This window comes from Streptomyces monashensis (assembly GCF_001866665.1).
In the GTDB taxonomy this organism is placed as follows: Bacteria; Actinomycetota; Actinomycetes; order Streptomycetales; family Streptomycetaceae; genus Streptomyces; species Streptomyces monashensis.
On the sequence record NZ_MLYO01000062.1, the window covers coordinates 105909 to 130218 of the forward strand.

Annotated in this window: 20 protein-coding genes and 3 pseudogenes; 14 read left to right on the top strand and 9 right to left on the bottom strand. The window is 70.4% G+C overall.

Going from position 1 to position 24310, the window contains the following annotated elements; translation table 11 throughout:
• Positions 1-260: 260 nt before the first annotated feature.
• From BIV23_RS47225 to BIV23_RS32745, 7 genes and pseudogenes are all read left to right on the top strand, one after another.
• Positions 261-887 carry a flavin reductase family protein gene (locus BIV23_RS47225; RefSeq protein ID WP_079173554.1) on the top strand — a complete coding sequence of 209 codons (627 nt, stop codon included), beginning with the start codon at positions 261-263 and terminating at the stop codon, positions 885-887.
• Between the two features lie 52 nt (positions 888-939).
• Complete coding sequence (locus tag BIV23_RS32725; protein WP_071384609.1) at positions 940-1767, top strand: 2-amino-3,7-dideoxy-D-threo-hept-6-ulosonate synthase; 828 nt, start codon at positions 940-942, stop codon at positions 1765-1767.
• 78 nt (positions 1768-1845) lie between these two features.
• Positions 1846-2946, top strand: a complete 1101-nt coding sequence (locus tag BIV23_RS32730) for a 3-dehydroquinate synthase II (RefSeq protein ID WP_071384610.1) — start codon at positions 1846-1848, stop codon at positions 2944-2946.
• A complete protein-coding gene (locus BIV23_RS32735) occupies positions 2946-4106 on the top strand; it encodes an FAD-dependent monooxygenase (protein WP_071384611.1) in 1161 nt (386 codons plus the stop codon). Before BIV23_RS32730 ends, BIV23_RS32735 begins: the two co-directional genes overlap by 1 nt.
• Before the next feature lie 14 nt (positions 4107-4120).
• Positions 4121-4870 (top strand): arylamine N-acetyltransferase family protein, encoded by a 750-nt coding sequence (locus BIV23_RS32740; RefSeq protein ID WP_071384612.1) that lies wholly within the window; start codon positions 4121-4123, stop codon positions 4868-4870.
• Positions 4871-4993: 123 nt separating this feature from the next.
• Positions 4994-6187, top strand: a complete 1194-nt coding sequence (locus BIV23_RS47230) for an ATP-grasp domain-containing protein (protein WP_079173555.1) — start codon at positions 4994-4996, stop codon at positions 6185-6187.
• A gap of 190 nt (positions 6188-6377) precedes the next feature.
• Positions 6378-6584 (top strand): annotated as a pseudogene (locus BIV23_RS32745) (macro domain-containing protein); the annotation flags it as partial.
• A 15-nt stretch (positions 6585-6599) separates the two neighbouring features.
• Here the strand turns inward: BIV23_RS32745 and narI are convergent.
• The 4 genes and pseudogenes from narI to BIV23_RS32765 form a co-directional block, all read right to left on the bottom strand.
• Positions 6600-7271: pseudogene (narI, locus tag BIV23_RS50710) on the bottom strand (respiratory nitrate reductase subunit gamma).
• Between the two features lie 33 nt (positions 7272-7304).
• Positions 7305-9701: pseudogene (locus BIV23_RS32755) on the bottom strand (molybdopterin-dependent oxidoreductase); the annotation flags it as partial.
• 16 nt (positions 9702-9717) lie between these two features.
• Positions 9718-11571, bottom strand: a complete 1854-nt coding sequence (locus tag BIV23_RS32760) for a chloride channel protein (RefSeq protein WP_079173556.1) — start codon at positions 11569-11571, stop codon at positions 9718-9720.
• A 139-nt stretch (positions 11572-11710) separates the two neighbouring features.
• Complete coding sequence (locus BIV23_RS32765) at positions 11711-11974, bottom strand: hypothetical protein (protein WP_071384693.1); 264 nt, start codon at positions 11972-11974, stop codon at positions 11711-11713.
• A gap of 313 nt (positions 11975-12287) precedes the next feature.
• On the opposite strand from BIV23_RS32765, the gene BIV23_RS32770 reads away from it, so the two are divergent.
• The 4 genes from BIV23_RS32770 to BIV23_RS32785 all read left to right on the top strand — a co-directional run bounded on the left by BIV23_RS32770 (position 12288) and on the right by BIV23_RS32785 (position 16377).
• Complete coding sequence (locus BIV23_RS32770; protein WP_071384614.1) at positions 12288-12818, top strand: MarR family winged helix-turn-helix transcriptional regulator; 531 nt, start codon at positions 12288-12290, stop codon at positions 12816-12818.
• 572 nt (positions 12819-13390) lie between these two features.
• Positions 13391-14284: a methylenetetrahydrofolate reductase gene (locus BIV23_RS32775; RefSeq protein ID WP_177240119.1), complete on the top strand. Its 894-nt coding sequence runs from the start codon at positions 13391-13393 to the stop codon at positions 14282-14284.
• A gap of 87 nt (positions 14285-14371) precedes the next feature.
• The gene (locus BIV23_RS32780) at positions 14372-15853 is read left to right on the top strand and encodes an AlkA N-terminal domain-containing protein (RefSeq protein WP_071384615.1); all 1482 of its coding nucleotides are present in this window, start codon (positions 14372-14374) and stop codon (positions 15851-15853) included.
• Positions 15854-15876: 23 nt separating this feature from the next.
• A complete protein-coding gene (locus BIV23_RS32785; RefSeq protein ID WP_071384616.1) occupies positions 15877-16377 on the top strand; it encodes a methylated-DNA--[protein]-cysteine S-methyltransferase in 501 nt (166 codons plus the stop codon).
• 275 nt (positions 16378-16652) lie between these two features.
• On the opposite strand, the gene BIV23_RS32790 is transcribed toward BIV23_RS32785, so the two are convergent.
• Complete coding sequence (locus BIV23_RS32790) at positions 16653-17192, bottom strand: MarR family winged helix-turn-helix transcriptional regulator (RefSeq protein WP_071384617.1); 540 nt, start codon at positions 17190-17192, stop codon at positions 16653-16655.
• A 68-nt stretch (positions 17193-17260) separates the two neighbouring features.
• Here BIV23_RS32790 and BIV23_RS32795 point away from each other — a divergent pair, with 68 nt between their 5' ends.
• Both BIV23_RS32795 and BIV23_RS50715 read left to right on the top strand, forming a co-directional pair.
• Positions 17261-18553, top strand: a complete 1293-nt coding sequence (locus BIV23_RS32795; protein WP_245790762.1) for an MFS transporter — start codon at positions 17261-17263, stop codon at positions 18551-18553.
• Positions 18554-18732: 179 nt separating this feature from the next.
• The gene (locus BIV23_RS50715; RefSeq protein ID WP_177240120.1) at positions 18733-19242 is read left to right on the top strand and encodes a transposase; all 510 of its coding nucleotides are present in this window, start codon (positions 18733-18735) and stop codon (positions 19240-19242) included.
• Between the two features lie 591 nt (positions 19243-19833).
• Here the strand turns inward: BIV23_RS50715 and BIV23_RS32805 are convergent.
• The 4 genes from BIV23_RS32805 to BIV23_RS32820 all read right to left on the bottom strand — a co-directional run bounded on the left by BIV23_RS32805 (position 19834) and on the right by BIV23_RS32820 (position 22980).
• Positions 19834-20118 carry a hypothetical protein gene (locus BIV23_RS32805; RefSeq protein WP_071384618.1) on the bottom strand — a complete coding sequence of 95 codons (285 nt, stop codon included), beginning with the start codon at positions 20116-20118 and terminating at the stop codon, positions 19834-19836.
• Between the two features lie 151 nt (positions 20119-20269).
• Positions 20270-20512, bottom strand: coding sequence for a DUF6233 domain-containing protein (locus BIV23_RS32810; RefSeq protein WP_071384619.1), 243 nt, complete (start codon positions 20510-20512; stop codon positions 20270-20272).
• Between the two features lie 853 nt (positions 20513-21365).
• A complete protein-coding gene (locus BIV23_RS32815; RefSeq protein WP_071384620.1) occupies positions 21366-21860 on the bottom strand; it encodes an NUDIX domain-containing protein in 495 nt (164 codons plus the stop codon).
• A 28-nt stretch (positions 21861-21888) separates the two neighbouring features.
• Positions 21889-22980: an ADP-ribosylglycohydrolase family protein gene (locus BIV23_RS32820; protein WP_071384621.1), complete on the bottom strand. Its 1092-nt coding sequence runs from the start codon at positions 22978-22980 to the stop codon at positions 21889-21891.
• A 150-nt stretch (positions 22981-23130) separates the two neighbouring features.
• Between BIV23_RS32820 and BIV23_RS32825 the strand changes: the two genes are divergently transcribed.
• Positions 23131-24282 carry a glycerate kinase gene (locus BIV23_RS32825; protein WP_245790763.1) on the top strand — a complete coding sequence of 384 codons (1152 nt, stop codon included), beginning with the start codon at positions 23131-23133 and terminating at the stop codon, positions 24280-24282.
• The last annotated feature ends 28 nt before the right edge of the window (positions 24283-24310 follow it).

A 24310-nucleotide genomic window follows, 5' to 3' on the forward strand; every position in this document is an offset into this window, starting at 1 on the left:
TACCGCCGGCGCCTCGTCGACCACACCCGTACGGCCGCCGCCCCTCCCGACTGGGCCGAAGCCCGCTCGGCTGCGTGTTCCGAGTGCTGCGGGACCTCCCGGTGGCCACTGCCGCTCGCGGGACACCACAGTCAACGACGCCGCTGCCGGACTGCTGCTGATTCGCTGTCGAACCGTCCACCGTTCCTGGCAGCGGATTGGCAGTCGATCGACAGCGGCAGACCGCCTACTGGTAGAGCGCCGAGGAAGGAAGGCTGCACATGCGCGTAGATTTTGATCCGACCGAAACAGACCCGCATACCGTTCACAGGCTGCTGACCTCGACAGTCACACCCCGCCCCATCGCGTGGATCTCCACCACATCGGAAGCGGGTATCGACAATCTCGCCCCGCACTCGTTTTTCAATATCGCATCGGTTTTGCCGCCCGTGCTGCAATTCGAATCCGTGGGCAGAAAAGATACACTCACGAATATCGAAGCGAACGGCGAGTTCGTTGTAAATCTGGCACCAGAACCGCTGTTCGAGAAGATCAATGCCACTGCCACAGACTTTCCGCCCGACATGAGCGAGTTCGACGAAGTCGGCATTGAGCGCGAGCCGAGTGCAAAGGTTAAACCGCCGCGCGTCGCTGATTCGCCGGTGTCCTTCGAATGCCAGTTGCACAGCACCGTCTTCTTGGGAAGCGGAACAGTCGTCTTCGGGCGAGTCGTCCATGTGGCGGTCTCGGAGTCCGTCATGGAAGAAGGGCATCCCGACGTCAACAGGTTGCGCCCCCTCGCCCGCCTCGGAAAAGACGAGTGGTGCACTGTCGGTGAGGTATTGAGCATCCCCCGCATCGCGTACAAGGACTGGCCGACGATGAAGAACGTTCATCGTCGACCGTAGCAGTTCTGGTCGACGTTCCCGCCGCAGAATCAATACCCCTGGAGAGCTCATCATGACCCATAATCGCACGAGCAACGAGAGCCTGGGAAAGAGAATTCGAACCGCGCGGCTGTCCCGGCACGTGCCCGGCAGGCTCATGATTGTCCCACTCGACCACTCAATCAGCGACGGCACGCTTCCCGTCCCCGACGGTGACGTGGGAGAACTCGTCTCCCGCCTTGCGATATCCAATGCGGATGCCGTCGTCCTACACAAGGGCCGGCTGCGATACCTTGACCACACCGCGTTCTCCAGGACATCGCTCGTCGTTCATCTCAGCGGCGGCACGGTCCACGCGGCGGACCCGAACGAGAAGTACCTGGTTGCCAGTGTCGAGGAGGCCCTGCGGCTGGGGGCAGACGCTGTGAGCGTGCACGTCAACCTCGGCTCCCCGGGCGAAAGAAGCCAGATCTCCGACCTCGCCACCGTCGGTGCAACGTGCGACATGTGGAATGTCCCACTGCTGGCCATGATCTATCCACGCGGTCCGAAAATTACCGTTCCGAATTCACCGGAACTGATCTCGCATGCCACGACGCTGGCCGTCGACCTCGGCGCGGACATCGTGAAAACCGCGTTCGCCCCCACAGCAAGCGAAATGGCCGACATCGTCCGCGCCACGCCCATTCCGGTGGTGGCGGCCGGAGGGGCCCTACGGCCAACGATTGAGGACACAGTGTCCTTCGTCGACGCCGTCATGAGCTCCGGAGCCGCAGGGGTGGCCATGGGCCGCAACATCTTCCAGGCCGAGGACCCCGGAAACACTGCCCGGCGCGTCGCAGGCGTGGTGCACAACCACCGGGGAGCCACCAGCAGCCGGCCCGACACCGTGGCTGCCTGAATCCGCCGCGCTCTTCGCTGTGCCACGCCGCTTGCGCCCCATCTATTCATGTCTGTACAAGAGCAGAAAGGCGACCTCATGAAGCTCTGCTGGCTGGACATCCGCTCAGTGACCGAAGCGAAGCAAGCGATCCTCGAGGAGGCACTGCACCAGCGCGTCGACGCGGTCCTCACTTCCGACGTCGCCGACCTGAAGCCCCTGCCCCCCTCTCTCAAGCGCGTGCTGCTGGCATCCGGCTCCCTGCCCGAGGACCTCTCTTCGGTCGACATCGTGATCGTCGACGCTGAAAGGGAACCCGGCCTTTTCTGTGCGGCCAAGGCACTGGAATCGGTGGAGGTCGGCCGGTTCGTCGAGATCATCGACGCAGCAACCCTCGACCTGGCTTGTGAGTCCTGTCGAACCGAGAAGTGGAGCGTCTTGGAGTTCCGCGACCCGACCAAGATCCCGCTGGAACTCGTGCTTGCGGCGTCCAACGGAGCCGACGGCTCGATCATCACGGTCGCCGGGGATGTCGAGGAAGCCGAAATCATCTTCGGCGTGCTCGAACACGGTTCCGACGGCGTGATGATGGCACCGCGCGCCGTCGGCGACATCACCGCGCTGAAGGCGGCGACGACCTTGCAGTCTCCCGACCTCGGACTGGTCGAACTGCGCGTAGTCAAGACCACCCACGTCGGCATGGGGGAGCGTGCCTGCGTCGACACCTGCACCTACCTCCGCCAGGACGAAGGAATTCTCGTCGGCTCCGACTCCAAGGGCATGGTGCTGTGCGTCAGCGAAACACACCCCCTGCCGTACATGCCGACCAGACCGTTCCGCGTCAATGCCGGCGCCATCCACTCCTACACGGTGGCGTCGGGCACCAGAACCAACTACCTCAGCGAGCTCAAGGCGGGCAGCACCGTGCTGGCGGTCGACGTCAAGGGCCGCACGCGGGCAGTCACCGTCGGACGGGTGAAGATCGAGACCAGGCCGCTCATTTCCATCGATGCGATCGCCCCCGATGGGCAACCAGTCAACATCATCATGCAGGACGACTGGCACGTCCGCGTTCTCGGGCCCGGTGGCGTCGTGCACAACAGCACCGAACTGACCGAAGGCGACATCGTCCTGGGCTACCTGCCCAAGGAAGACCGCCACGTCGGCTACCCGATCAACGAGTTCTGTCGGGAGCAGTGATGAGCGAGTTGTCCGTAGCGGTGGTGGGCGCGGGCATCGCCGGTCTCACCTTCGCGGCCACGTACGGTGAGGCCTGCTCCCTCTATGAGAAGGCGCCCGCTGCGCCCTCGATCGGTTGCGGACTGCAGATTGCCCCCAACGCCGCACGCGTACTGCACTCACTCGGCCTGGCCGAGGAACTCGGCCGGCGCGCCACGAAGCTACAGGCACGCGAGTTCCGCCGCTGGGACACCGGCGCCACCATCGCCTGCACACAACTCGGCGCCTCGTGCGAACGCCTCTTCGGCACGCCCTACTACGGCGTCCGCCGCAGCGACCTGCACCACATGCTCCTCCGCAGGGCACCGGCTGTACGGACTGGTCAGGCCGTCACCAGCGTCGCCGACCAGGGCGAAAAAGTCCGGATCGACTTCAGCACCGGTCACCCGAGTATCGAGCACGACATCGTGATCGGAGCAGACGGGATCGGCTCGGTGGTCCGGAATTCGGTACGCCCTGACAACACTGTCTTCTCCGGCCAGGTCATATATCGCGGCCTGATTCCCCGTGACCGCGTACGGCATCTGTTCGACGAACCCAAAGCCGTCATCTGGGTCGGGCCGGCCCGTCACTTCGTGTGCTATCCGGTCGGGGAGTTCGTCAGCTTCAGCGCCAGTGTGCCCGCCGATGACTCCTGGGAACAGGAGTCCTGGACCGCTCCGGGTTCGGTGAACGCTCTGGCCGAGGCCTACATCGGTTGGAGCCGGGACCTGCATGCCGTCATCGGCGCGGCCGACCATGTCAGCAGATGGGCGCTCGTCGACCGGGAGCCGGTCGACGAGTGGAACTCCGGCAGGATCACACTGATCGGCGACGCCGCCCACCCGATGCTCCCGTACGCCGCACAAGGCGCGAACCAGGCCATCGAGGACGCGGCGGCCCTCGCCGCCGCACTTCGGGGCCGCGGCGCGCAGCAGGTGCCCTCGGCCTTGCACCGCCTCATGCGGGTGCGTTCCGAACGCGTCGGCAAGATCCAGCGTGTCTCGCGTGAACTCGGCATGACTCTGCACCTGCCCGATGGTCCCGAGCAGATCGCCCGGGACACCGCGATGGCGACGTCGTCGCTGACCGAACTGACGTGGTTGTGGGGCTACGAGCCGGACAAGGCGATCACCGCGTAGAGAGAGGCCAACTCATGATCGACCGCAGTGCATACCTGGAACGCATCGGGCACACGGGCACAGCACAACCTGACCTCGCGACGCTGCGGTCCCTGCACAAGCGTCACATGATGTCGATCCCCTTCGACAACACCGATGTTCTCGCCGGTGGACTGAGCCTGAACGATCTGAATCGTGACGTCGAGCTATCGTTCCGGAAAATCATCGAAGATGCTCGAGGCGGTATCTGCTTCGAACTCAACGTGCCGTTTCAGCTCCTACTCGATGACATCGGCTTTGACACCATGCGACTGGTCGTGGAGGTGGGTAACGAAGACGGATATTTCAATGACCACTTCTCGCACGTCGTGATTGCGGTCGTCATGTCCGGGAACTACTGGCTTGCCGACGTCGGGTTCGGCCGGCCTTCGTTCATCGAACCGCTTGCGCTACGCCCCGGCATCCACGAGCAGTACGGCTGCCAATACGAGATCGTTCAGCGGAATCGCTATCACGAGGTGTATCGCAGGCCACACAACGGCCCGTGGCTTCCGCTCTACCGCTTCGTCCTGGAAGACGTGTCGCGATCCGACAGCATTGTCTTCGGGAGCGACGACCCGGAGACCTTGATGTGTCAAGTACCTGTTTGCGCGCGCGCCACCGAGCGTGGTCAGCTAGCGCTCCTGGGACGTCAGCTCGTCACTGTCGTCAATGGCCTGGAGTCATCCACCGTGCTCACAAAGCTGGACTACGCCGAAGCAGTCAGTGCCATCCTGCAAGGCTGAACAAAGATATCCGGTCAACCGTTCCTCGCGGCGTCAACGGATCAGCCGAGGCGCACTACGGGGCCGGTCCGGCTCCTGACGCGCTGCGGCATCGGACACCGTGCCGTGACAGGCACTGGAGAGATGACAGGTGTCCCTTCCTCTCGCACAACGCACCTCGAAGCGCGCAAGCCATACGGCTGCCTTGAAGTGAAGGAATATGAAGAGATGCGAGCACCGTCAAATATCGCTGTTTTGTTTTCCGGGGACGAATTCCGGGTCGCGCGGCAACTCTGGGCTGAGTGCGAGCGATTCATGGCCGAGAACGCCGTCAGCCTCCTGACGCTAGGTGATGAACCAACTGCAGATATTCTCGACGAGGCGACGAGTTTCCTTCGCGACTTTCAGGACGTGTGCATTTTTGCAATTCCGGACAATAACGTGGAGGCATCGGCGGAGATTCTCCTTCAGGTGCTTGGTCCTTCAAGCGTGGTTGGCATTGACCTGCTTCTCGACAAGACCCGCACCCGTGATCTGTGTGTCCAGGAAGGCATCCTTGTGCCAGACGGGGTGTCGGGCCGCGGGCCGGGGATCGCCGAGGGTGCGCTGAGCCTGATGCGCAGAAGAGGGGCGGTGGTAGTGAAAGAGCAGAAAGGCTCTGCCGGCAAGGAAGGTGTCAAAATCGTCAGTAACGAATCTGAGCTCATGGATCTCCTGAGGAAGCCTTCACTGAAACTCGTGGAATCTTTCGTCGAGGGGCAGGAGTTCGCAGTCGAGCTTGTCGCTTCGAAGGATGAGATATTTTTCACCGGGTGGATTTCCAGTGGATCGACAAGATGCTCTGTCAACCCCGTATTTAGGGCCAGATATTGCGCACCCCTGGACGTGCCGAGAATCCTCAGGGAACCTTGCGAAAAGCTCATCAGGGCTTCAGGCTACCGGGGTATCGCACAAATTGATATGGTTGTCTCGCAAGGTGATGCGTACATTCTTGAATGCAACCCTCGGACAAGTGGTGTAACTAATCTCCTCGGTTTCGCAAAGCGCTCCTGCGCGCTCTGCTACTCCCTTTCGCGAAAACTGGGCCTGCCTTACAAGTCGACTACCCCTGTGGCGGCTGTGGAGGTGCCAGTTGCGCCTGGCTTTGATCTTGAGTATCTGGCCTCCCTCGGCGGGAATATCGAATCCTGTCTGCAACCCGCGGACAGCCTGCTTGGCCCTAGAGTGTTTGCATGGGGGGAGTCTCGGTGGGATGTCGCGCGGCAGGTATCTGTCGATCTCGCCAAGGAGTTGCAAGAAATTGAGCACATCTGCTATTCGCTTGCTTATTCCTGTTGAGACCAACACCTCGACGCCCCAACCAGGTTGGACAGGGCTCTCGATGGCCGAAAGTCCAAGGGGCTGAAGCGGTGAGTCCCCACCCCCGTCCAGACGACTGGGACCGACGCCCGTGAGGCAGAGCTTGTGACGCACGAGTGGGCATGCAGCAGCATTCCCTCTCCCATGCTGCTCAGGCGCTCCCTGGCCGCGCGTGGCCGACGAACTCGGCGCCCGCACCGTCGTGTTCCCCGCCGTCTCCACCGGCGTGTACCGGTGGCCGATGGACGACGCGGCACGCATCGCCGTGCAGACGGTGCGCGGCACCCCGACCGCCGTCGCAGAAGTGTGCTTCGTCCTCTTCGACGGCCGTGCGTACGACGCGTTCGCCCGGCAGGTCGACCCCGGCCGGCCGTGAGGCCGCATCCCGTGGTCACCGGCGCGTGGGCAGCGCTCCGCCCCGTGAGCGGTACACCACGTAGGGGCGTACGGCGTGGCCGAGCGGGGCGGCGAAGGTGTGCACCGGCCGGCCGAACGGTCACAGCGCGAACAGGGCCGGCGCGAGCAGGGCGTGCAGCCGGTGGACGAGCGGGGCCTGGGCCATGGCGTCGACGTCGGGGTCGCGGGCGAACAGGCTGCGGAACCAGACGGCCACCCCGAGCCGGTGGTCGTAGGGGGCGGTCACCGAGGAGACCGTGGCGGTCAGGCCCGTGAGCAGGACGAGCGCCAGCGGCGGCGGGGTCAGACGGTCGCTGCGGCTGGTCGCCCGGCGTACGGCGGGCACCCGCAGCCTGCGGTACAGCAGCAGGCCGAGGCCCAGCGCCGCCGCGAGGCCCGCGGCCCCGCCCATGGTCAGCGTGACCGCGTGGTACGGGGCCTCGCTGACGCGCAGCCGCCGGGTCGGCGACTCGGGGACCAGCAGCCCCGTGACATGGCCGCCGATCAAGAGGAACAGGGCGTAGCGGAAGATCGGCGCGCCGAGCCGCAGCAGCCGGGACTCGTGCAGCCGGCTGGAGCGGGTGGTGAAGCCGAAGCGGTCGTAGCGGTAGCGCCAGACGGTGCCCGCGACCAGCACGGCCAGGCACAGGTAGGGCCGTTCGTGCACGGCCTCGGCGAGCGTCGCGAACCCGCTGCCGGGGCCGCACCGTTCGGCGAGCCGCTCGAACCCCTCGGCCGCCAGGCGCCCGTTGGCCGTCCCGGACAGCGCGAGGATCGCCTCGCACAGCTTGACGTCGGTGTCGAGCAGCGGCCGCCCGTGCGCCGGCCCGGCGGGCGCGGTGCCGCAGCGGGCGGCCAGCCGGCGCGCCTCCGCGGCCGGCCGTACGGTGACGCCCTTGACGGTCATGCCGTGCTCCTCGGCGAGCGGCCCGAGGGGGGCGAGCCGGTCCGTCACGGCCGTGTAGTCCCGCTCGACCACCGTGAAGTGCGGGAGGATGCGGCCCGGCCGGGCCGGATGCCCCTCGCGCCGGTCGGCGACGGTCCCGCCGGGCTGGGCGGTCTCGCCCAAGGTGTCGTGCGTCTGCGGGGTGGCCACCAGGTCGTACGCCACGTCCAGCCGGCCCGCGGCGAGCTCGCCGAACCGCGCGGCCAGCGCGTGGGAAGATCTCGAAGTCGGTCCGCGCCTCCCACGGCGGGCTGATCGCGGGCGAGAAGGCGTGCACGAACGGGTGCATGGCCGTGCTGGACAGGTCGTGCTTCTCGTACCAGGTGGCGGCCGGCAGCACCAGGTCGGCCATGAGCGTGGTCGACGTCATCCGGAAGTCCGGCGCCGGCAGCAGATCGAGCTTGCCGCGCGGCGCCTGTTCGTGCCAGACGAGATCGCGCGGCCGGGACCCGGGCGGGGCCTGTTCGGCGTGCGTGTTGTCGCTCGCGCCGAGCAGATGCCGCAGGAAGAACTCGTTGCCCTGCGCGGAGGAGCCGATCAGGTTGGCGCGCCAGACAGTCAGCACCCGGGGCCAGTTGGCGGGATCGTCCGGATCCTCGCACGCGAACTCCAGCCGCCATCGGCTAGTTGAGCCGCAGCCCACTCGTCGGGATCGTGCCCGCTGTCCCGGACGGCGCGGCCGAGGTCGAGCGGGTTGGCGCGGAAGGCGGGCGCGGCGGGCATCCAGCCCAGCCGCATCGACTGCGCCACCAGGTCGGCGGTGTGCCGCCCGGCGAACAGCCCCTTGCCCGTGGGCGCGGCGAGCGCGTCGGCGCCGTGCGGGTCGTAGCGCCACTGGTCGGTGTGCAGGTACCAGTGCGGCGTCCCCGACGTCTGCCGGGACGGCCGCACCCGGACCGCGGCCGACTGGAGCTGCTGCCAGCCGGTGTACGGCCGCACCTTCTCCTGGCCGACGTAGTGCGCCCAGCCGCCGCCGTTGACGCCCTGGCAGCCGGTGAGCAGCAGCAGGGTGAGGAAGGCGCGGTAGACGGTGTCGGAGTGGAACCAGTGGTTGGTGCCCGCCCCCGTCACGATCATGCAACGGCCCCGGGTCCTGACCGCCGTGTCCGCGAACTCCCGGGCCCGCTCCACCGCCGCGGCCGGCACCGAGGTGATCGCCTCCTGCCAGGCGTGCGTGTACGTCCGGCCGGCGTCCGCGTAGTCCGTGGCCCACGCGCCGGGCAGGTCCGGGCGGCCGACCCCGTACTGGGCGAGCAACAGGTTCCCGTCCTCCTCGCCGAGCCCGAGCGTGGCCGCGGTGACGAACTTGCCCGGCACCCACCGCCCGTCCCGTTCCTCCAGCCCGACCAGGAACGGCAGATCGGTGAAGCGGCGCATGCAGTCGGTGAAGTACGGCACCTGGCGCCGCACGAAGAACTCGGTGAGGATCACATGGCCCATGGCCATCGCGAGCGCGCCGTCGGCGCCCGGGTGCGGGTGCAGCCACTCGTCGGCGAACTTGGCGGCGTCCCCGTGGTCCGGGGAGACCACGACGACCTTCTGCCCCCGGTAGCGGGCCTCGGTCATCCAGTGCGCGTCCGGGGTGTGGGTCACCGGGACGTTGGAGCCCCACAGCATCAGGTACGCGGCGTCCCACCAGTCCCCGGACTCGGGCACGTCCGTCTGGTCGCCGAAGACCTGCGGCGAGGCGACGGGAAGGTCGGCGTACCAGTCGTGGAACGACGGCATCGGCGCCCCGATCAGGGACATGAACCGGGCGCCGACCGCGTGCGAGGCCATCGACATCGCCGGGATCGGGGAGAACCCGGCGACCCGGTCGGGCCCGTGCGCGGCGATGGTGTGGACGTGCGCGGCGGCGATCTCCAGTGCCTCCTGCCAACTCACCCGCGCCAGGCCGCCCTTGCCGCGCGCCGACTGGTGGCGCCGCCGCTTCACCGGGTCGGAGGTGACCTCCGCCCACGCGGCCACGGGATCGCCGAGCCGGGCGCGGGCCTCGCGGTACAACTCCAGGAGCACGCCGCGCACATGGGGGTACCGCACGCGGGTGGGGGAGTAGGTGTACCAGGAGAACGATGCGCCGCGCGGGCAGCCCCGCGGCTCGTACTCGGGCCGGTCGGGTCCCGTCGAGGGGTAGTCCGTCTCTCCATCTTCATTCCGCGACCGGGTTTCAGCTGGTGGCCGGGGCCGGAGCCGGGGTGCGGCGCCGGGGGCGCAGGGTCAGGACCCGCTCGGCGTGATGCTCCTCGTGCAGGTCGATGCGGCGCGCGGCCAGCAGATGGCGGAGGCTGACGATGCCCTCCAGACGGGGCTTCGGCTCGCGGGTGACCACCAGCAGCCGGGTGACCTCGTGCTCGGCCATGCGGTTGGCGAGTGTGCGCAGGGTCTCGTCGGGATGGGCGGTGACCGCGGGCCGGGCCAGCTCGCCGAGCGGAGTGGGGTCGGCCGGGTCGGCGTGGACGAGCGTGCCGCGCGTGACGACTCCGGCGAGAGCGCCGTCCGCGTCCAGGACCGGGTACAGCCGCTGCGCGAGCAGCCCCTCGGGGTCGCCCGCCTCGTGCGCGGCGCGCAGCTCGGCGGTGACCTCGCCCGCGGTACGGCCGGCGGCGAACGTGACGCCGACGGGCGTCTCCAACTGCCGTACGAGATGCACCTCCAGCGGGTCCACGGAGTACTCGCGGGTGAGGTGCATGCCGCGCCGGGCGAGCTTCTCGGTCAGTACCGAGCGCTTCAGCAGCACCACCGACAGCAGGTACGCGGCCGACGCGGTGATCACCATCGGGATCAGGGCGTTGACCTCGTGGGTGAGTTCCAGGCAGAAGACGATGCCGGTGAGCGGGGAGCGCATGACGCCGCCGAGCACGCCGGCCAGCGAGACCAGCGCCCAGAAGCCGGGGCTGACGTGCGGGAAGACCAGGGCCTCGGCCGCGCCGAGTGCGCCGCCCACCATGAACATGGGCGCGAGGACGCCGCCGGAGGTGCCCGAGCCCAGCGACAGTCCCCAGATCAGGGTCTTCACGACCAGGATGCCGATGATCAGTCCGGTGGTGGCGTGCCCGGTCAGCAGCGCGCCGATGACGTCGTACCCCACACCCAGCGCGCGCGGCTCGACGAGCCCGCCGAGGCCGATGATCACGCCGCCGATCGCGGGCCACCACATCCAGTGCACGCGCAGCCGGGCGAACAGGTCCTCGGAGAGGTACACGAGGGCGGTGGCGCCGAGAGCGAGCAGTCCGGCCGCGGTGCCCGCGACGACGCACAGCCCGTACGCGGACAGGCCGATGTGGTCGGGCACGTGCGCGCCGGCGAAGAGCGGCTTCGTGCCGAGCAGCGGACCGCGCACCAGGGTGGCGGTCACGGCGGCGACGGCGACGGGCAGGTAGGAGCGCGGCCGCCACTCGAAGAGCAGCAGCTCGACCGCGAGCAGGATGGAGGCGAGCGGCGCGTTGAAGGTCGCGGCCATGCCGGCGGCGGAACCGGCCACCAGCAGGGCCTTGCGCTCGTCCGTGGTGACCTTGAGGAACTGGGCGAGCAGGGAGCCGACGGCACCGCCGGTCATGATGATCGGCCCCTCGGCGCCGAACGGGCCGCCGGTGCCGATGGATATCGCGGCGGAGGCGGGCTTCAGCACGGCGACACGCGGCTGAACGCGGCTGCCTCCGACGAGAATCGACTCGATGGCCTCGGGCATGCCGTGCCCGCGTATCTTCTCCGAGCCGTAGCGGGCCATGAACCCGATGACGAGGCCGCCCACGACCGGCATCACGGCCAGCAGCCAGCGGTGCGCGGTGTCCGCGGGAACGGCGGTGCCGAAGCCGAGCCGCCCGAGGAAGGCGAGGTCGGTGATGAGCGCGATCAGCTTCAGCAGCCCCGTCGCCACGAGTGCGGCGACGGCGCCGATGGGTATGGCGAGCGCCGAGATGAACACGACGCGCGGGGGCACGTGGAAGTCGCCCAGGTGCGGGATCTTCAGGGCGGGTCGGTGGCGGCCGGGGGCAGGGGAGGGCGGTGCGGAGGTGGGCATGGTGGCTCCAGGTCGCGTACGGATGTGGCTACGGCGGCAGGGGGCGGCGCGCGGGCGGCGCTGCCCGCGCGGGAGGGCGTGGTGAGTGCGTCAGTGAGGGTGGGTGGTGAGCGGTGCGGCGAGAGGTGTCGTCGGCTCGTCACCGGGGCCGGGGCGCGGCCGCCCCGGTGCGGGCGGCGTCGACCCGGCCCGGGCGCAGGATCCGCACCCGGTGTCCGCCGCACACCCGGCAGGTGTTCGCCGTAAGCGGGGACGGCACGCGAAGCCCGCCGCGCACGTAGTAGGCGGCACGCAGGCGCCCGGCGGCATCCCGGACGTGCCGGATGTCGTAGGCGCCCTCCCAGGCGTGCCCGCAGCGCAGACACACGAAGGAATAGGCTTCGTGGATCGGCTCGGATCTCATCGTCATCACCTTCGGCACCGGCTCCGTCGCGCCCGCTCGGACCGGATGACCGGAGCTTACCATTGCATTCTGCAATGGTCACCATCGGTGAGGGACGATGTCCGGTTCGTGGACAGGATCAGAGGAACGAGGAGCCATGGCCCAGCAGGACACCGGCCCACGCCGGACCCCGGAACCGGAAGCCCGGGGGCGGGCCGCGGAACGGGGGACGACGGAACACGGGCGCCCGGGGCGCACGCCGGAGCACGGGAGTCCGGGGCGGGACACGGCGCCGGGGGCCCCGGAGCAGGGCCGGGTCCGGGGCAGGGGTCGGGTGGGTCTGTCGGAGGAAGCGCTGGACCGGGAGGCGGAGGAGGTCACCGTCGCCGTGATGGCGGCCTCCCGGCTGATCGTCGCCCTCTCCGCCCGTGCCCTCGCCTCCGTGGACGTTCCGCTGACCCTCCCCCAACTGCGCTCCCTGGTCGCCCTGCACACCTGCGGCCCGATCAAGCTGGCCGCCATGGCCGCGACCCTGGGCGTCACCCCGTCGACCGCGCTGCGCATGGCCGAACGCCTGGAGGGGCTCGGTCTGACCGACCGCCGGGTCAACCCGGACAACCGCCGCGAGGTCGTCCTACGGCTGACCGGTGCCGGTGAGGATCTGGTGGAGCGCGTCCTCGGCCACCGCCGAGCGGAGATCCGGGCCCTGGTCGAGCGCCTGCCCGCACCCCAGCGCGCCGGCCTGGTCCCGGCCCTCACCGCACTGGCGACGGCGGCCGGCGACCTCGACCCCGGCCTCGCCCCGACCGACGAGGCGGGCCGCCTGGCCGGCGTGCTCGACGACCCCCTGAACCCGGCACCGTAGCCACCCCGCCACCGAGCCGCCGCCCCTCCCGCGCCTGCGCCGCGCGGCGTCGGGCGACGGATCACGTGGCGGTGGGCTCAACGGCTTTCGCGGTGCTGGGCCGGCTGCGACGGTGCGAGCGGCGCCGCAGCCGGCGGCCGGGGTGACTCCGGATCTCCGGGTCGTCGTTCCGTGGCTCCGGGGCGGCGTCTCGGCGGCCACGAGTCGGCGGCTCCGGCGGTGCTGGGTCGGCGGCGTCGCTGTCGTGGGCCGGCCGCGGTTGCTTGAACAGCCTCCCGATCAGCGACCTCAGCGCCCCGGGATCGGCGCCTGCGGCGGGCGTTCCGTAGCCGTAGCCGTAGCCGTAGCCGTAGCCGCTGGCCCGGCGCCGAGCCGACGGCTGCGAGCGGACGGGATCGTGCCGCCGTGGAGGTGCCGCTCCGGCCCTGAGCCCCGTACGCTCCCTCAGCCCTCAGCCCTCAGCCCTCAGCCCTCAGCCCTCAGCCCTCGGCTCCCAGCCCCCTCCCTCCAGGCCCCCACGCCCCCGTGACATCATCGGTCGAGGTCAGGACCCCACCCGTACGAGGAGCGCGATGAAGCCCGGTGTCAGCGTCATGCCGGCGGTCGGCGCCGCTCTGCTGGACGACTTCTCGCTGGAGATGACCGCGAAGGACGTGTCCCGGCTGGAGGAGGCCCGGGACGGCATTCCGCCGGGTACGCGGATCAACATCACCTTCCTCGCCGGTGAGGACCTCGGCATGCGGCGCGCGGCCGCCCGCGCGGTCAAGCGCCTCGGCTTCGTCCCCGTGCCGCACATCTCCGCCCGCCGCCTGCCCTCCCGCGGTGCCCTCGACGCGTTCCTGTCCGCCCTCGCCGAGGACGGCACCGCCGAGAACGTCTTCGTCGTCGGCGGCGACCCCGCCCGCCCCGAGGGCCCCTACGAGGACTCCCTCGCCGTCCTGCGCACCGGTCTGCTCCAGCACCACGGCGTCCGCCACGTCGGCATCAGCGGCTACCCCGAGGGGCACCCCGCGATAGCCGACGGCACACTGTGGTCGGCGCTCACCGACAAGGCCGCGGTCATCGGGGCGCAGCGCTTGGGGGGTGACGTCATCACCCAGTTCGGGTTCGACGCCGACCCGGTCCTCACCTGGCTGGAGGCCACCCGCGCCCGGGGCGTCCACCTCCCCGTCCGCATCGGAGTGCCCGGCCCGGCCGGGGTCCGCCGGCTGCTCGGATACGCCACCCGGTTCGGCGTCGCGACGAGTGCCTCCGTCGCCCGCAAGTACGGTTTCTCGCTGACCAACCTCATGGGCACGACCGGCCCCGACCGCTTCCTGCACACCCTCGCCCGGCGCTACGACCCCGAGCGGCACGGCACGGTCAAGGTGCACTTCTACACCTTCGGCGGACTGCGCCACACCGCCCAGTGGATCACCGCCTTCCGGCACGGCGAGGGCACGGGCAGCGAGCGTCGTACCCCCTAGCCGCCGGACGTGACCGGGCCTTGCCGGGGAACGCTGGTGTCGGATTTCCGCCAGCGGCGGCCCCCGCCCGTGGTCGATCCTTGAGGCATGCAGACAGCGACGCACCTCGACCGGGAACACTGCGTACGCGCCGTGCAGTCCAAGGACGCGCGATTCGACGGGTGGTTCTTCACGGCCGTCCTGACCACCCGGATCTACTGCCGGCCCAGCTGCCCCGTCGTCCCGCCCAAGCCGGAGAACATGACGTTCTACCCGAGCGCGGCCGCCTGCCAGCAAGCGGGTTTCCGGGCCTGCAAGCGCTGCCGCCCCGACACCAGCCCCGGGTCCCCGGAGTGGAACCAGCGCGCCGACCTGGTCGCCCGCGCCATGCGGCTGATCGCCGACGGTGTCGTGGACCGCGAGGGCGTGCCCGGACTCGCCGCCCGGCTCGGCTACAGCACCCGCCAGGTCGAACGGCAGCTCCTCGCCGAACTGGGCGCCGGCCCCCTCGCGCTCGCCCGCGCCCAGCGCGCCCAGACCGCGCGCCTGCTCATCGAGACGAGCGCGCTGCCCATGGCGGAGATCGCCTTCGCGGCCGGCTTCTCCTCCATTCGCACCTTCAACGACACCGTCCGCGAGGTCTTCGCCCTCTCCCCGAGCGAGCTGCGCGCGAAGGCGCCCCGCAGCAGCCCGGCGAACACCCCGGGCACGCTCACCCTGCGGCTGCCGTTCCGCGCCCCGCTCAACCCCGACAACCTCTTCGGCCACCTCGCCGCCACCGCCGTACCCGGCGTCGAGGAATGGCGCGACGGCGGCTACCGGCGCACGCTGCGCCTGCCGTACGGCCACGGGATCGTGTCCCTCGCCCCGCGCCCCGACCACATCGCCTGCCGGCTCACCCTCGGCGACCTGCGCGATCTGACCGTGGCGATCAGCCGCTGCCGGCGTCTGCTCGACCTGGACGCCGACCCGGTCGCCGTCGACGACCGGCTGCGCGCCGACCCGTTCCTCGCGCCCCTGGTCGACAAGGCGCCGGGCCGCCGGGTGCCGCGCACGGTCGACGAGGCGGAGTTCGCGGTCCGTGCCGTCCTCGGCCAACAGGTGTCCACGGCCGCCGCCCGCACCCACGCGGCCCGCCTGGTCACCGCGCACGGCAAGCCCCTGGACGACCCCGAGGGCGGCCTCACCCACCTCTTCCCGTCCCCCGAGGCCCTCGCCGGCGTGGACCCCGGGACGCTGGCCATGCCCCGCACACGACGGACGACCTTCACCACCCTCGTCCGCCAACTCGCCGACGGAACCCTCCACTTGGGTGTCGAGTCCGACTGGTCCGAGGCCCGCGCCCGGCTCCTCGCCCTGCCCGGCTTCGGCCCCTGGACGGTCGACGTCATCGCCATGCGCGCCCTGGGCGACCCCGACGCCTTCCTCCCCACCGACCTCGGGATCCGCCGCGCCGCGGCCGAGTCGGGGCTGCCCGCCACGCCCGCCGCCCTCACCGCCCGCGCCGAGACCTGGCGGCCCTGGCGGGCGTACGCGGTGCAGTACCTGTGGGCGACCGACAGCCACCCGATCAACTTCCTTCCCGTATGAGCCCGTACAAGGAACAGCGACACATGAAGCAGCACACCGTCATCCCCAGCCCCTACGGCCCCCTCACGCTCGTCGCCGAGGACGGCGCGCTGTGCGGCCTGTACATGGAAGGCCAGCGCCACCGCCCGCCGGAGGAGTCCTTCGGCAGCCCCGGCAGCCCCGGCGACGCCCCCTTCGCGGCAGCCGAGGAACAGCTGTCGGCGTACTTCGCGGGCGAGCTGACCGAGTTCTCCCTCGAACTGCGCCTGGCCGGAACGCCGTTCCAGCGCAGCGTCTGGGGGCAGCTCTCCCGCATCCCGTACGGCGAGACCCGCTCCTACGGCGAACTCGCCGACGCCCTCGGCAATCCCCGGGCCTCCCGCGCGGTCGGCCTCGCCAACGGCAGGAACCCGATCGGCATCATCGTCCCCTGCCACCGGGTCATCGGCGCGGGCGGCGACCTCACCGGCTACGGCGGCGGCCTGGACCGCAAGCGCCGCCTGCTGGACTTCGAAACCAGAACACGCTCGTCTGAATCCAGCTGACCCACCCTCTCTCGCCTGCCGGAGCACCGAGATACAGCAGGTCAGAGCCTTGCTTGAGACGACAAAGGCCCTCCGTGGTCTTCACGGAGGGCCTTCGTCACGTCAGATGGGAACGGGAGGGGAACGTGCGGTCAGGCGGCCGACTTGCGTAGTCGCTGTTTTTCGATCCGATCTTGCGGGGTGCCGGTCGAACGCGAGTGCCCTTGGGTGGCTGTGGCGGCGGCCAGCGAGATACCGAGACCTGACGGCGAGAAGCAACACCATCGACTCGGGGTTCACCGGTGGCGGCTGTCCGCCTCCGCCTGGATCAGCATCCGCTTGAGCAGGGCGCTGAGTGCGTCCTGCTCTGCCGGGTCGAGCGGGGCGACCATCGAGTCCTCCGCCTGCCCGCGCAGCTCCATCGCGGCCAGCCAGCGGGTGCGCCCCGCCTCGGTGAGCTCCACGTCCACCCGGCGTCGGTCCTGACTGCTGCGCACACGCCGCACCAGCCCTGACTGTTCCAGGGTGTCCAGACGGCCTGTCATACCGGCAGGGGAGAGCATGAGTTCAGCCGCCAGCTCGGAGGGGGTGGCCCGCCCCGGGGCCTCGCGCGCGCCGAGCCGGTGCAGCGTGGCGAACTCGAACTCCTGCAGGCCAACCTCGGCCAGGGCGCGGTCTTTGGCTTGGCCGACATGCTTGGCCAGGAGCTGAATGCGGGTGATGATCCCCTCCACCCGCGCGTCGAACGGAGCCTTGCCGCGCCAGCGCGCAAGGTGCACGTCGACGGAGTCGTCCCCTTCGGCGGGCCGCTCCCGGCCCTGACTCTCGGTGTCCATGCCCTCAGTATGCTACGCCAGCTTATATTTCGTTGCCAAACTATTAGCTGGCGAAATACTATGTGTGCATGACGCAACCCATGCGCCGACTGCTGGTCGGCCGTACCTGCGCGGCGCTGGCCACCGCGCTGATACCCACCACGCTCACGCTCGCGCTGCTTCGAGGACACGCCGCAGGCTCGACGGGTTCGGCAGGGGATCTGGGCCTGGTGCTGGCATGCGAACTGCTGCCCATGCTGGTGCTGCTGCCGGTCGCCGGCGTGCTGGCGGACCGCTTCCCGCCACAGAGGGTCGTGCTCGCTGCCGATCTACTCAGGGGCGCGGCGCAGACCGCGATCGGCGCGGAGCTGCTCTGCGGCCTGGTCCGGGTGCCCGACCTCGCCGTGCTCGCCGCGGTCACCGGCGCCGCGGTCGCCTTCGGCACCCCGGCGGTCCGCACCCTGGTCGCGGCGACCGTCGACGCCGACCAGCGGCTGCGGCTGAACTCGCGGCTGGACGTCGCCACCGGCCTGGCCCAGACCGCCGGCCCTGCTACGGCGGGCGGCATGATGCTGACGCTCGGCGCCGGCTGGTCCTCGCTACTGACCGGCGCGCTCTTCATCGGCTCTGCGACCACCCTGGGCGGCCTGCACACCCGCCGGGCCACCAGGCCGGCCGACGGCGGCCACGCGGGGTTCCGGGCGCAGTTGCGCGAAGGCTGGACCGAGACCCGGCGCCACCGCTGGTTCCTCACCAATGTGCTGGGCCATGGAGTATGGCATCTGGCGGCCGGTTTCCTGCTCACCCTGGGACCGCTGATCGCTGTCCGGAGCATGGGCGGTGACGGCGCGTGGGTCCTGGTGGCCCAGCTGGGGACCGTCGGCGTGCTGGTCGGTGCTTTTGCCGCCGGACGGCTGCCGATACGCCGCCCGCTGGTCGGCGTGGCCGTGGGCGCGGCCGTCTTCGCGCTGCCGCTGGCGGCCTTCGGGCTGGGACTGGCGCTGCCCTGGGCGGCGTCTGCGTACTTCCTGGCGATGTTCGGTCTAGGAGTGCTCAGCCCGCTGTGGGAGACCGCCATCCAGCACCGCATCCCGCAGGAGGTGCTCGGGCGGGTAGGCTCCTTCGACGCGCTGATCTCGTTTGCCGCCCGCCCGTTGGGCCTGGCCGTGGCCGTTCCGGTTGCCACCCTCCTCGGCACCACGGCACCACTGCTGGCAGGCGCGGTGCTCGTGGCGGCGGCGAACCTGGCCGTGCTGCTGCTGCCCGAGGCATGGGAGCACCCGGAGCCGGTCACGGCACGGGGCGATGCCAGGCGCGAACCTGTGGCCACGGCGGGCCAGGGTCAGTCGGAGGCTGGCTCCAGGGCGGCGGACGGCAGGTAGCCGGAGGAATGCAGACCCGGTGTCGGCCCGTGCCGTTGCCTGACTGGCTGTCGTCGTGCCCATCTTGAGGGCCACGATGGGGTCCCGATGGGGTGATCGTGGCAGCTGCCGTGCACAGGAACAGAGCCTCTTGGCAGCTCGAAGGGTGTCTACGCCAACAAGCTGTCCAGGAGGCCCTGTTGCCGCGGTTCTACGGCATGGTGGGAGCGGAGTCCGCATCGGTCGCTCTCGCGTGTGACCGCCTGGCGCACGGGTTCGGGAACGCCGGCGACCACGGGGCGCGCCAACGCCGCTACCCGACCGGCATGTCGGACGCCGAGTGGGCGGTGGTCAGGCCGCTGCTGCCGGTGCCGGGCTGGCCGCGGGGCCGGGGCGGCCGGCCGGAGGCCCACTGCCACCGAGGGACACTGGACGCGATCCGCCACCTCGTCGACAACGGCACAAAGTGGCGGGCGATCCCGATCGACTTCCCGCCGCGGGACCGGGTCCATGCGTTCTTCCGACGCCGGCGCGATCACGGTCTGGTCCGGGAGTTCCACGACCGGCTCCGCCGCCGAGTGCGCGAGCAGGCGGGGCGGGATCCGGAGCCGAGTGCGGGCGTCATCGACTCCCGGTCGGTCAAGGCGGACGCGGTGGTCGGATCCGACAGCCGGGGCTTCGACGGCGGGGCCGTCGACCCTAGTACCTGAACAGCGGAAACACAGCCATCAAGACCGGAAAGACATCAATTACTCAGGCCATTGCTGGGAACGTCGGGCATGGCCTGGCGCTCCTGTTGCTTTCCGGCTCGCGGTACCAGGGCGACCGGTGCTTCGGCCCAAGGGGCCATCGCCCGAACGGTCAACCTGGTCGGTGCAGGCGGCCTGCTCGTCGGCCACTCCGAAGCCCTTGCGCCAGGTCGATACACAGTTCGGTGTCAGGCCGGCAGAACGTTTCCCTGTCAACTCCGAGTGTGTTGCATGTGCTCCGTGTCGATGTCCGGCACAATTCGGCTGACGCCGAGAACACCGTGTCGACGGCATCAGTGGCCGGCTGTGCGCACACCACTGCTGCCGGAGCTCCGAACTGCTGTGGCGGGCCTGCCGGATGTGGAGAACCCGGCTTGCCTGTCGTGGCACCTTGGGATCCGGCCCGGCGTCAACCGGGCCCACCGGACATCTCGGTCTGAGACCCGACCGACCGCCCCGCTCCTCCACAAAGACGGGGCGGTCGTGCGTCTGACATCCATCCTGATGCGAGACGCGGCGCGCCCCTCGATCCGCTGAGAGGCGCGCCTGCCATTAGAAGGCGCTGTTGTTGCAGCCCATGGTCGAGCCGAGGCTGCTGGCCTGGGCGCCCGGGTTGCCCTCGCCGTTCAGCGCGTTGCCCAGCGCGCCGTTGATCAGTCCGACCTCGCCGAGGACGTCGGCGTTCAGGTCATGCGACCTGCATTTGGAACTCTGCTGGATGTTGAAGCCGTCGCCGTGGCCGCCGCCCTCGCCGCCGGCGTGGGCGGTACCAGCGGCCATGAGTCCCACGCTGCCGAGGGCAGCGACCAGGACGGCAACCTTGCGAAGCTTGTGCATGTCGTTCTCCGTGAAAGTGAATGGATGCGATCTCCGATAGACCGACTTCTTTCTCTTATGGGACATTAATGCGAAGAGTTGTGAATCAGACATTGACGCGCCGGTTGCATAGTCATCGTGGGCGCCCCGCCCTGTGCGGGGCCACCCGCATTCAGTTGAGGATCCCCAACTCCGAATCCGGCCGGCAGTGGGGACACGGCGCGATGTTCGAGTCGGTGAGCGCGGCCTGTGCCTCGTCGGGTCTGATCCGGTGTGTCGTGCATTCGATCATGGCGCAGTCCGGCAGATGGAGGAAGGCGGGCTCGGGCCCGTGCGGGGTGCGTTCCTGCTGAACGACGTGGCCGGTCTTCGTACGCGCCGGGCTGAAGCCGGGGAGTGAACGGCTGCCCTTCATGCCACGTGCCGGTGGCTGCTGCTGAGCCGGACGTTCCGCTTGGGCGAGAGCCTTGTGTACCGCGTCGCGCTGGATCCGGAGGCAGGTGGCGAGCCTGGACCGGCAGGACCCACTCTCCGAACTCCACGTGCTGGTCAACGAAGTCACCGGGTACGGCTCGCTTCGAGTGACGGCTGGGGGCTGCCTGAGGCCGTCGTCATCCGGTCCGGCAGTGCCGACAGGTCCGGTAACGCGCCGCGAAGACATGCTCGCTGGAGCCAGGCCGCACGGGAGTGCGTTCTCGCGCCTGACCTGCTCCGCCAGTCGTGCCTCGTTCGCGTCGCTTGCGGGGATCGTGGCCGTGGAGCGAACGGCCGGGGCCAGTGCCGCAGCCGGCACTGCTTCGACGTGCGCCGGCCAGGGCCGCGCTTGGGCCGGCCAGAGGCGCACCCGGGCGCAGCCTCACGCTCGGGGCTGGTCAGTCGACCATGCAGAGGTCCCAACCCTGCCACCCGCCGTCCTGTGAGGGCCCGTTGCAGGGGTAGCCACGCAGCAGGTCCGAGCCGCCGCTACCGGCGTCGGAGTCGTCCAGGCAGCGGCCGGTGCCGACATTCCGGAGCACCTGCTGGAAGTAGGCGGGGTGGGTACCGGTGATCCGGCCGACGACCTTCCACTTCTGCCAGTTGTAGCCGTTGCACGGGAAGCTTCAGCAGCGGCCTTCTCCACCCGGTCGCGCTGGGCCTCGTCGAAAGCGAGGGGAGAACAGCAGCGCCCCGTTCCCGTGCAGGGAGAAGACGTCCGGCATGCCTCTTCCTCGGCGTCGGCTCTGTCGGACTGGCTCGCAAACCGGCGACGAGGACCGGAGAAGCACCCCTCAGGCCACCCGGTCGCCGTTCTCCAGTTCCGCGGTTCCGGAGCCGTCCGCGAGGACGTCCAGACAGACCACAACGCGGCGGCCGAGCGCGCCGGGCAGGTGGTCGGTGATCTCCTCGCGCGCCACCAGGCGCCAGGACAGCAGCTCCTCCTCCTGGAGCCGGATGGACTTCAGCTCGGACTCCGTGAGCACTCCGCCGTCGTACAGGTAGGCCACCAGCGGCGGGCGGGCCTCGCCGCGCACCCAGTCCACGGCCAGCAGCCGGCCCGGCGCCCGGTCGAGGCCGATCTCCTCCAGCGTCTCGCGGCGCGCGCCCTCGCGCGGGCCCTCGCCGTCGTCGGACTCGATCGTGCCGCCCGGAAGCGCCCAGCCCTCGCGGTAGTTGGGCTCGACGAGCAGCACCCGCCCCTCGGCGTCCCGGAAGAGCACGGCGGCACCGGCGAGGACGCGCGGCAGGCTCGCGATGTACGCGGTGAAGTCATCAGTCGTGGTCATTGCGGCAGCCTAACCAGCCGCCGCACGGCTACGGCACGGCCGTCGCCAGGCGCAGGGTGCGTTGGGCCAGCGCACTGATCCGTACGCCGTCGAAGCCGGACACCGCGCTCCGTACCGTGTCCCGGAGCGGTTCCGTCCACGGGGCGGGGATACCGGCCGCGCCGGTGCGGACTCCGGCCACCGAGCCGGCGGTCGCCCCGTTGGAGTCGGTGTCCAGGCCGCCGCGCACGGTCAGGGTGAGGGTCCGGGTGAAGTCGCCGTCGCCGTACAGCAGCCCGGCGGTCAGTACGGCGGCGTTCGGGACGGTGTGGATCCAGCCGAGTCCGGCGGTCTCCTCGGACAGCGTGGCCAGGGTCTGCTCCCAGGACATCCCGGACTCGTGCAGGGCCGCGACCCGCCGTACGGTCCGGGCGAGCCGGCAGCCGGCCGGGATCACGCCGAGCCCGCCCTCCACCGCGTCGCGCACGCTCGGCGCGGTGAACGCCGCCGCGATCAGCGCGGCCGCCCACATCGCGCCGTACACCCCGTTGCCGGTGTGCGAGAGCACCGCGTCCCGGCGGGCCAGCCCGGCGGCGCGGACCGGGTCGCCGGGGCAGACCCAGCCGTAGACGTCGGCGCGGATCAGCGCCCCGATCCACTCCTGGTAGGGGTTGTGGTACGTCGCCGTCAGCGGCGGTCCGAGCCCGGCGACGAGGTTGCGGTACGCGGCCCGCTCCGCGGTGAAGGTCTGCAGATACGGCAGCCTGAGCAGCCACAGGCCGCCGACCTGCTCCGTGCTGAAGCCGGGGCCGTGGGTCTCCAGCAGGTCCAGGCCGAGGATCGTGTAGTCCACGTCGTCGTCCCGGCAGCTGCCGTCGATGCGCCCGCGCACACAGGCGCGCCACTCCGGGCGCAGCACCGCCCGGTCGGCGGGGTCGACGGGCTCGGGCAGATACCCGGTGAGCGGCAGCGCCCCGGCGCGGCGCAGATAGCGGTCGATGCGGTCGCGGGTCCACACCTCGCCCTGTTCGACCGGTTTGCCGAGCATGTTGCCCGCGATCCGGCCGAGCCAGCCGCCGTGGATGCGGTCGGCGAGGTCGGGCTCGGTGCGCTGGGGGGCCGAGGCGGGCCGGAGCGTCATGGCTGGGGTGTACCCGTTTTCCCCGGGGCCCTCCCAGCCGCTTCCCAGCCTTCGGTCGGGGCATGACGACGGGGGCCGCTTGCGGTTATGGTCGCAGCGGCGCGACTGGCCCTGACGTGCGCGGGGCCCGGAGAGCAAGGGGAAAGCAAGGTGGCGGACGCAAGCGTGGACGAGCCCTGTCGGGTGCTCGTCGCCGCGGACAAGTTCAAGGGCTCGCTGACGGCCGTACAGGTCGCCGAGCGGGTGACGGCCGGGCTGCGCCGGGTCGTGCCGGACGTCGAGGTCGAGGCGCTGCCCGTGGCCGACGGCGGCGACGGGACCGTGGACGCGGCGGTCGCGGCCGGTTTCGAGCGGCGCGAGGTGCGGGTCGCGGGACCGCTGGGCCAGGAGGTGACGGCCGCGTACGCGCTGCGCGGCACCACCGCGGTCGTGGAGATGGCGGAGGCCAGCGGCCTCCAGCGGCTCCCGGCCGGTGTCTTCGCGCCCCTGACCGCCTCGACGTACGGCTCCGGAGAGCTGCTGCGGGCCGCGCTGGACGCGGGCGCGCGCAGGATCGTGTTCGGCGTCGGCGGCAGCGCCACGACGGACGGCGGCGCCGGGATGCTGTCGGCGCTGGGCGCCCGGTTCCTGGACGAGGACGGCGAGCCGGTGCCCCCGGGCGGCGGCGGCCTCGCCGACCTGGCCCGTGCCGACCTGTCCGCCCTGGACCCCCGCCTCTCCTCGGTCGAACTGGTCCTGGCGAGCGACGTCGACAATCCGCTGACCGGGCCGAAGGGCGCACCGGCCGTCTACGGCCCGCAGAAGGGCGCCTCGCCGGACGACGTGGACACCCTGGACGGGGCGCTCGCGCACTACGCGAAGGTGCTGGAGGCGGCTGCCTGGCCGCGGGCCGCCGAGTACGCGTCGGCGCCGGGCGCGGGCGCCGCGGGCGGCATCGGCTACGGCGCCCTGCTCCTGGGCGCCCGCTTCCGCCCCGGCATCGAGGTCATGCTCGACGTCCTCGGCTTCGCGCCCGCGCTGGAGCGGGCCTCGCTGGTGATCACCGGCGAGGGGTCGCTGGACGAGCAGACGCTGCACGGGAAGGCACCGGCGGGGGTCGCCTCGGCGGCGCGGGCCGCGGGCCGGCCCGTGGTCGCGGTGTGCGGCCGGCTGGCGCTTCCCGAGGAGGCGCTGCTGCGGGCCGGCATCGAGCGCGCCTACCCCCTGACCTCGGTCGAGCCGGACGTGGCCAGGTGCATCGCGGACGCGGGACCGATCCTGGAGCGCGTCGCGGCGCAGATCGCCGAGGACTACGTGGCCTGAGGCCCCGGGCGGGCTGCACACGCACAGG

Excerpts from the sequence above, each read along its gene's own strand:
- BIV23_RS47225 (WP_079173554.1), top strand. The coding sequence starts at position 261 with ATGCGCGTAGATTTTGATCCGACCGAAACAGACCCGCATACCGTTCAC.
- BIV23_RS32725 (WP_071384609.1), top strand. The coding sequence starts at position 940 with ATGACCCATAATCGCACGAGCAACGAGAGCCTGGGAAAGAGAATTCGA.
- BIV23_RS32730 (WP_071384610.1), top strand. The coding sequence starts at position 1,846 with ATGAAGCTCTGCTGGCTGGACATCCGCTCAGTGACCGAAGCGAAGCAA.
- BIV23_RS32735 (WP_071384611.1), top strand. The coding sequence starts at position 2,946 with ATGAGCGAGTTGTCCGTAGCGGTGGTGGGCGCGGGCATCGCCGGTCTC.
- BIV23_RS32740 (WP_071384612.1), top strand. The coding sequence starts at position 4,121 with ATGATCGACCGCAGTGCATACCTGGAACGCATCGGGCACACGGGCACA.
- BIV23_RS47230 (WP_079173555.1), top strand. The coding sequence starts at position 4,994 with ATGACAGGTGTCCCTTCCTCTCGCACAACGCACCTCGAAGCGCGCAAG.
- BIV23_RS32760 (WP_079173556.1), bottom strand. The coding sequence starts at position 11,571 with ATGCCCACCTCCGCACCGCCCTCCCCTGCCCCCGGCCGCCACCGACCC.
- BIV23_RS32765 (WP_071384693.1), bottom strand. The coding sequence starts at position 11,974 with ATGAGATCCGAGCCGATCCACGAAGCCTATTCCTTCGTGTGTCTGCGC.
- BIV23_RS32775 (WP_177240119.1), top strand. The coding sequence starts at position 13,391 with ATGAAGCCCGGTGTCAGCGTCATGCCGGCGGTCGGCGCCGCTCTGCTG.
- BIV23_RS32780 (WP_071384615.1), top strand. The coding sequence starts at position 14,372 with ATGCAGACAGCGACGCACCTCGACCGGGAACACTGCGTACGCGCCGTG.
- BIV23_RS32785 (WP_071384616.1), top strand. The coding sequence starts at position 15,877 with ATGAAGCAGCACACCGTCATCCCCAGCCCCTACGGCCCCCTCACGCTC.
- BIV23_RS32790 (WP_071384617.1), bottom strand. The coding sequence starts at position 17,192 with ATGGACACCGAGAGTCAGGGCCGGGAGCGGCCCGCCGAAGGGGACGAC.
- BIV23_RS32795 (WP_245790762.1), top strand. The coding sequence starts at position 17,261 with ATGACGCAACCCATGCGCCGACTGCTGGTCGGCCGTACCTGCGCGGCG.
- BIV23_RS32805 (WP_071384618.1), bottom strand. The coding sequence starts at position 20,118 with ATGCACAAGCTTCGCAAGGTTGCCGTCCTGGTCGCTGCCCTCGGCAGC.
- BIV23_RS32810 (WP_071384619.1), bottom strand. The coding sequence starts at position 20,512 with ATGAAGGGCAGCCGTTCACTCCCCGGCTTCAGCCCGGCGCGTACGAAG.
- BIV23_RS32815 (WP_071384620.1), bottom strand. The coding sequence starts at position 21,860 with ATGACCACGACTGATGACTTCACCGCGTACATCGCGAGCCTGCCGCGC.
- BIV23_RS32820 (WP_071384621.1), bottom strand. The coding sequence starts at position 22,980 with ATGACGCTCCGGCCCGCCTCGGCCCCCCAGCGCACCGAGCCCGACCTC.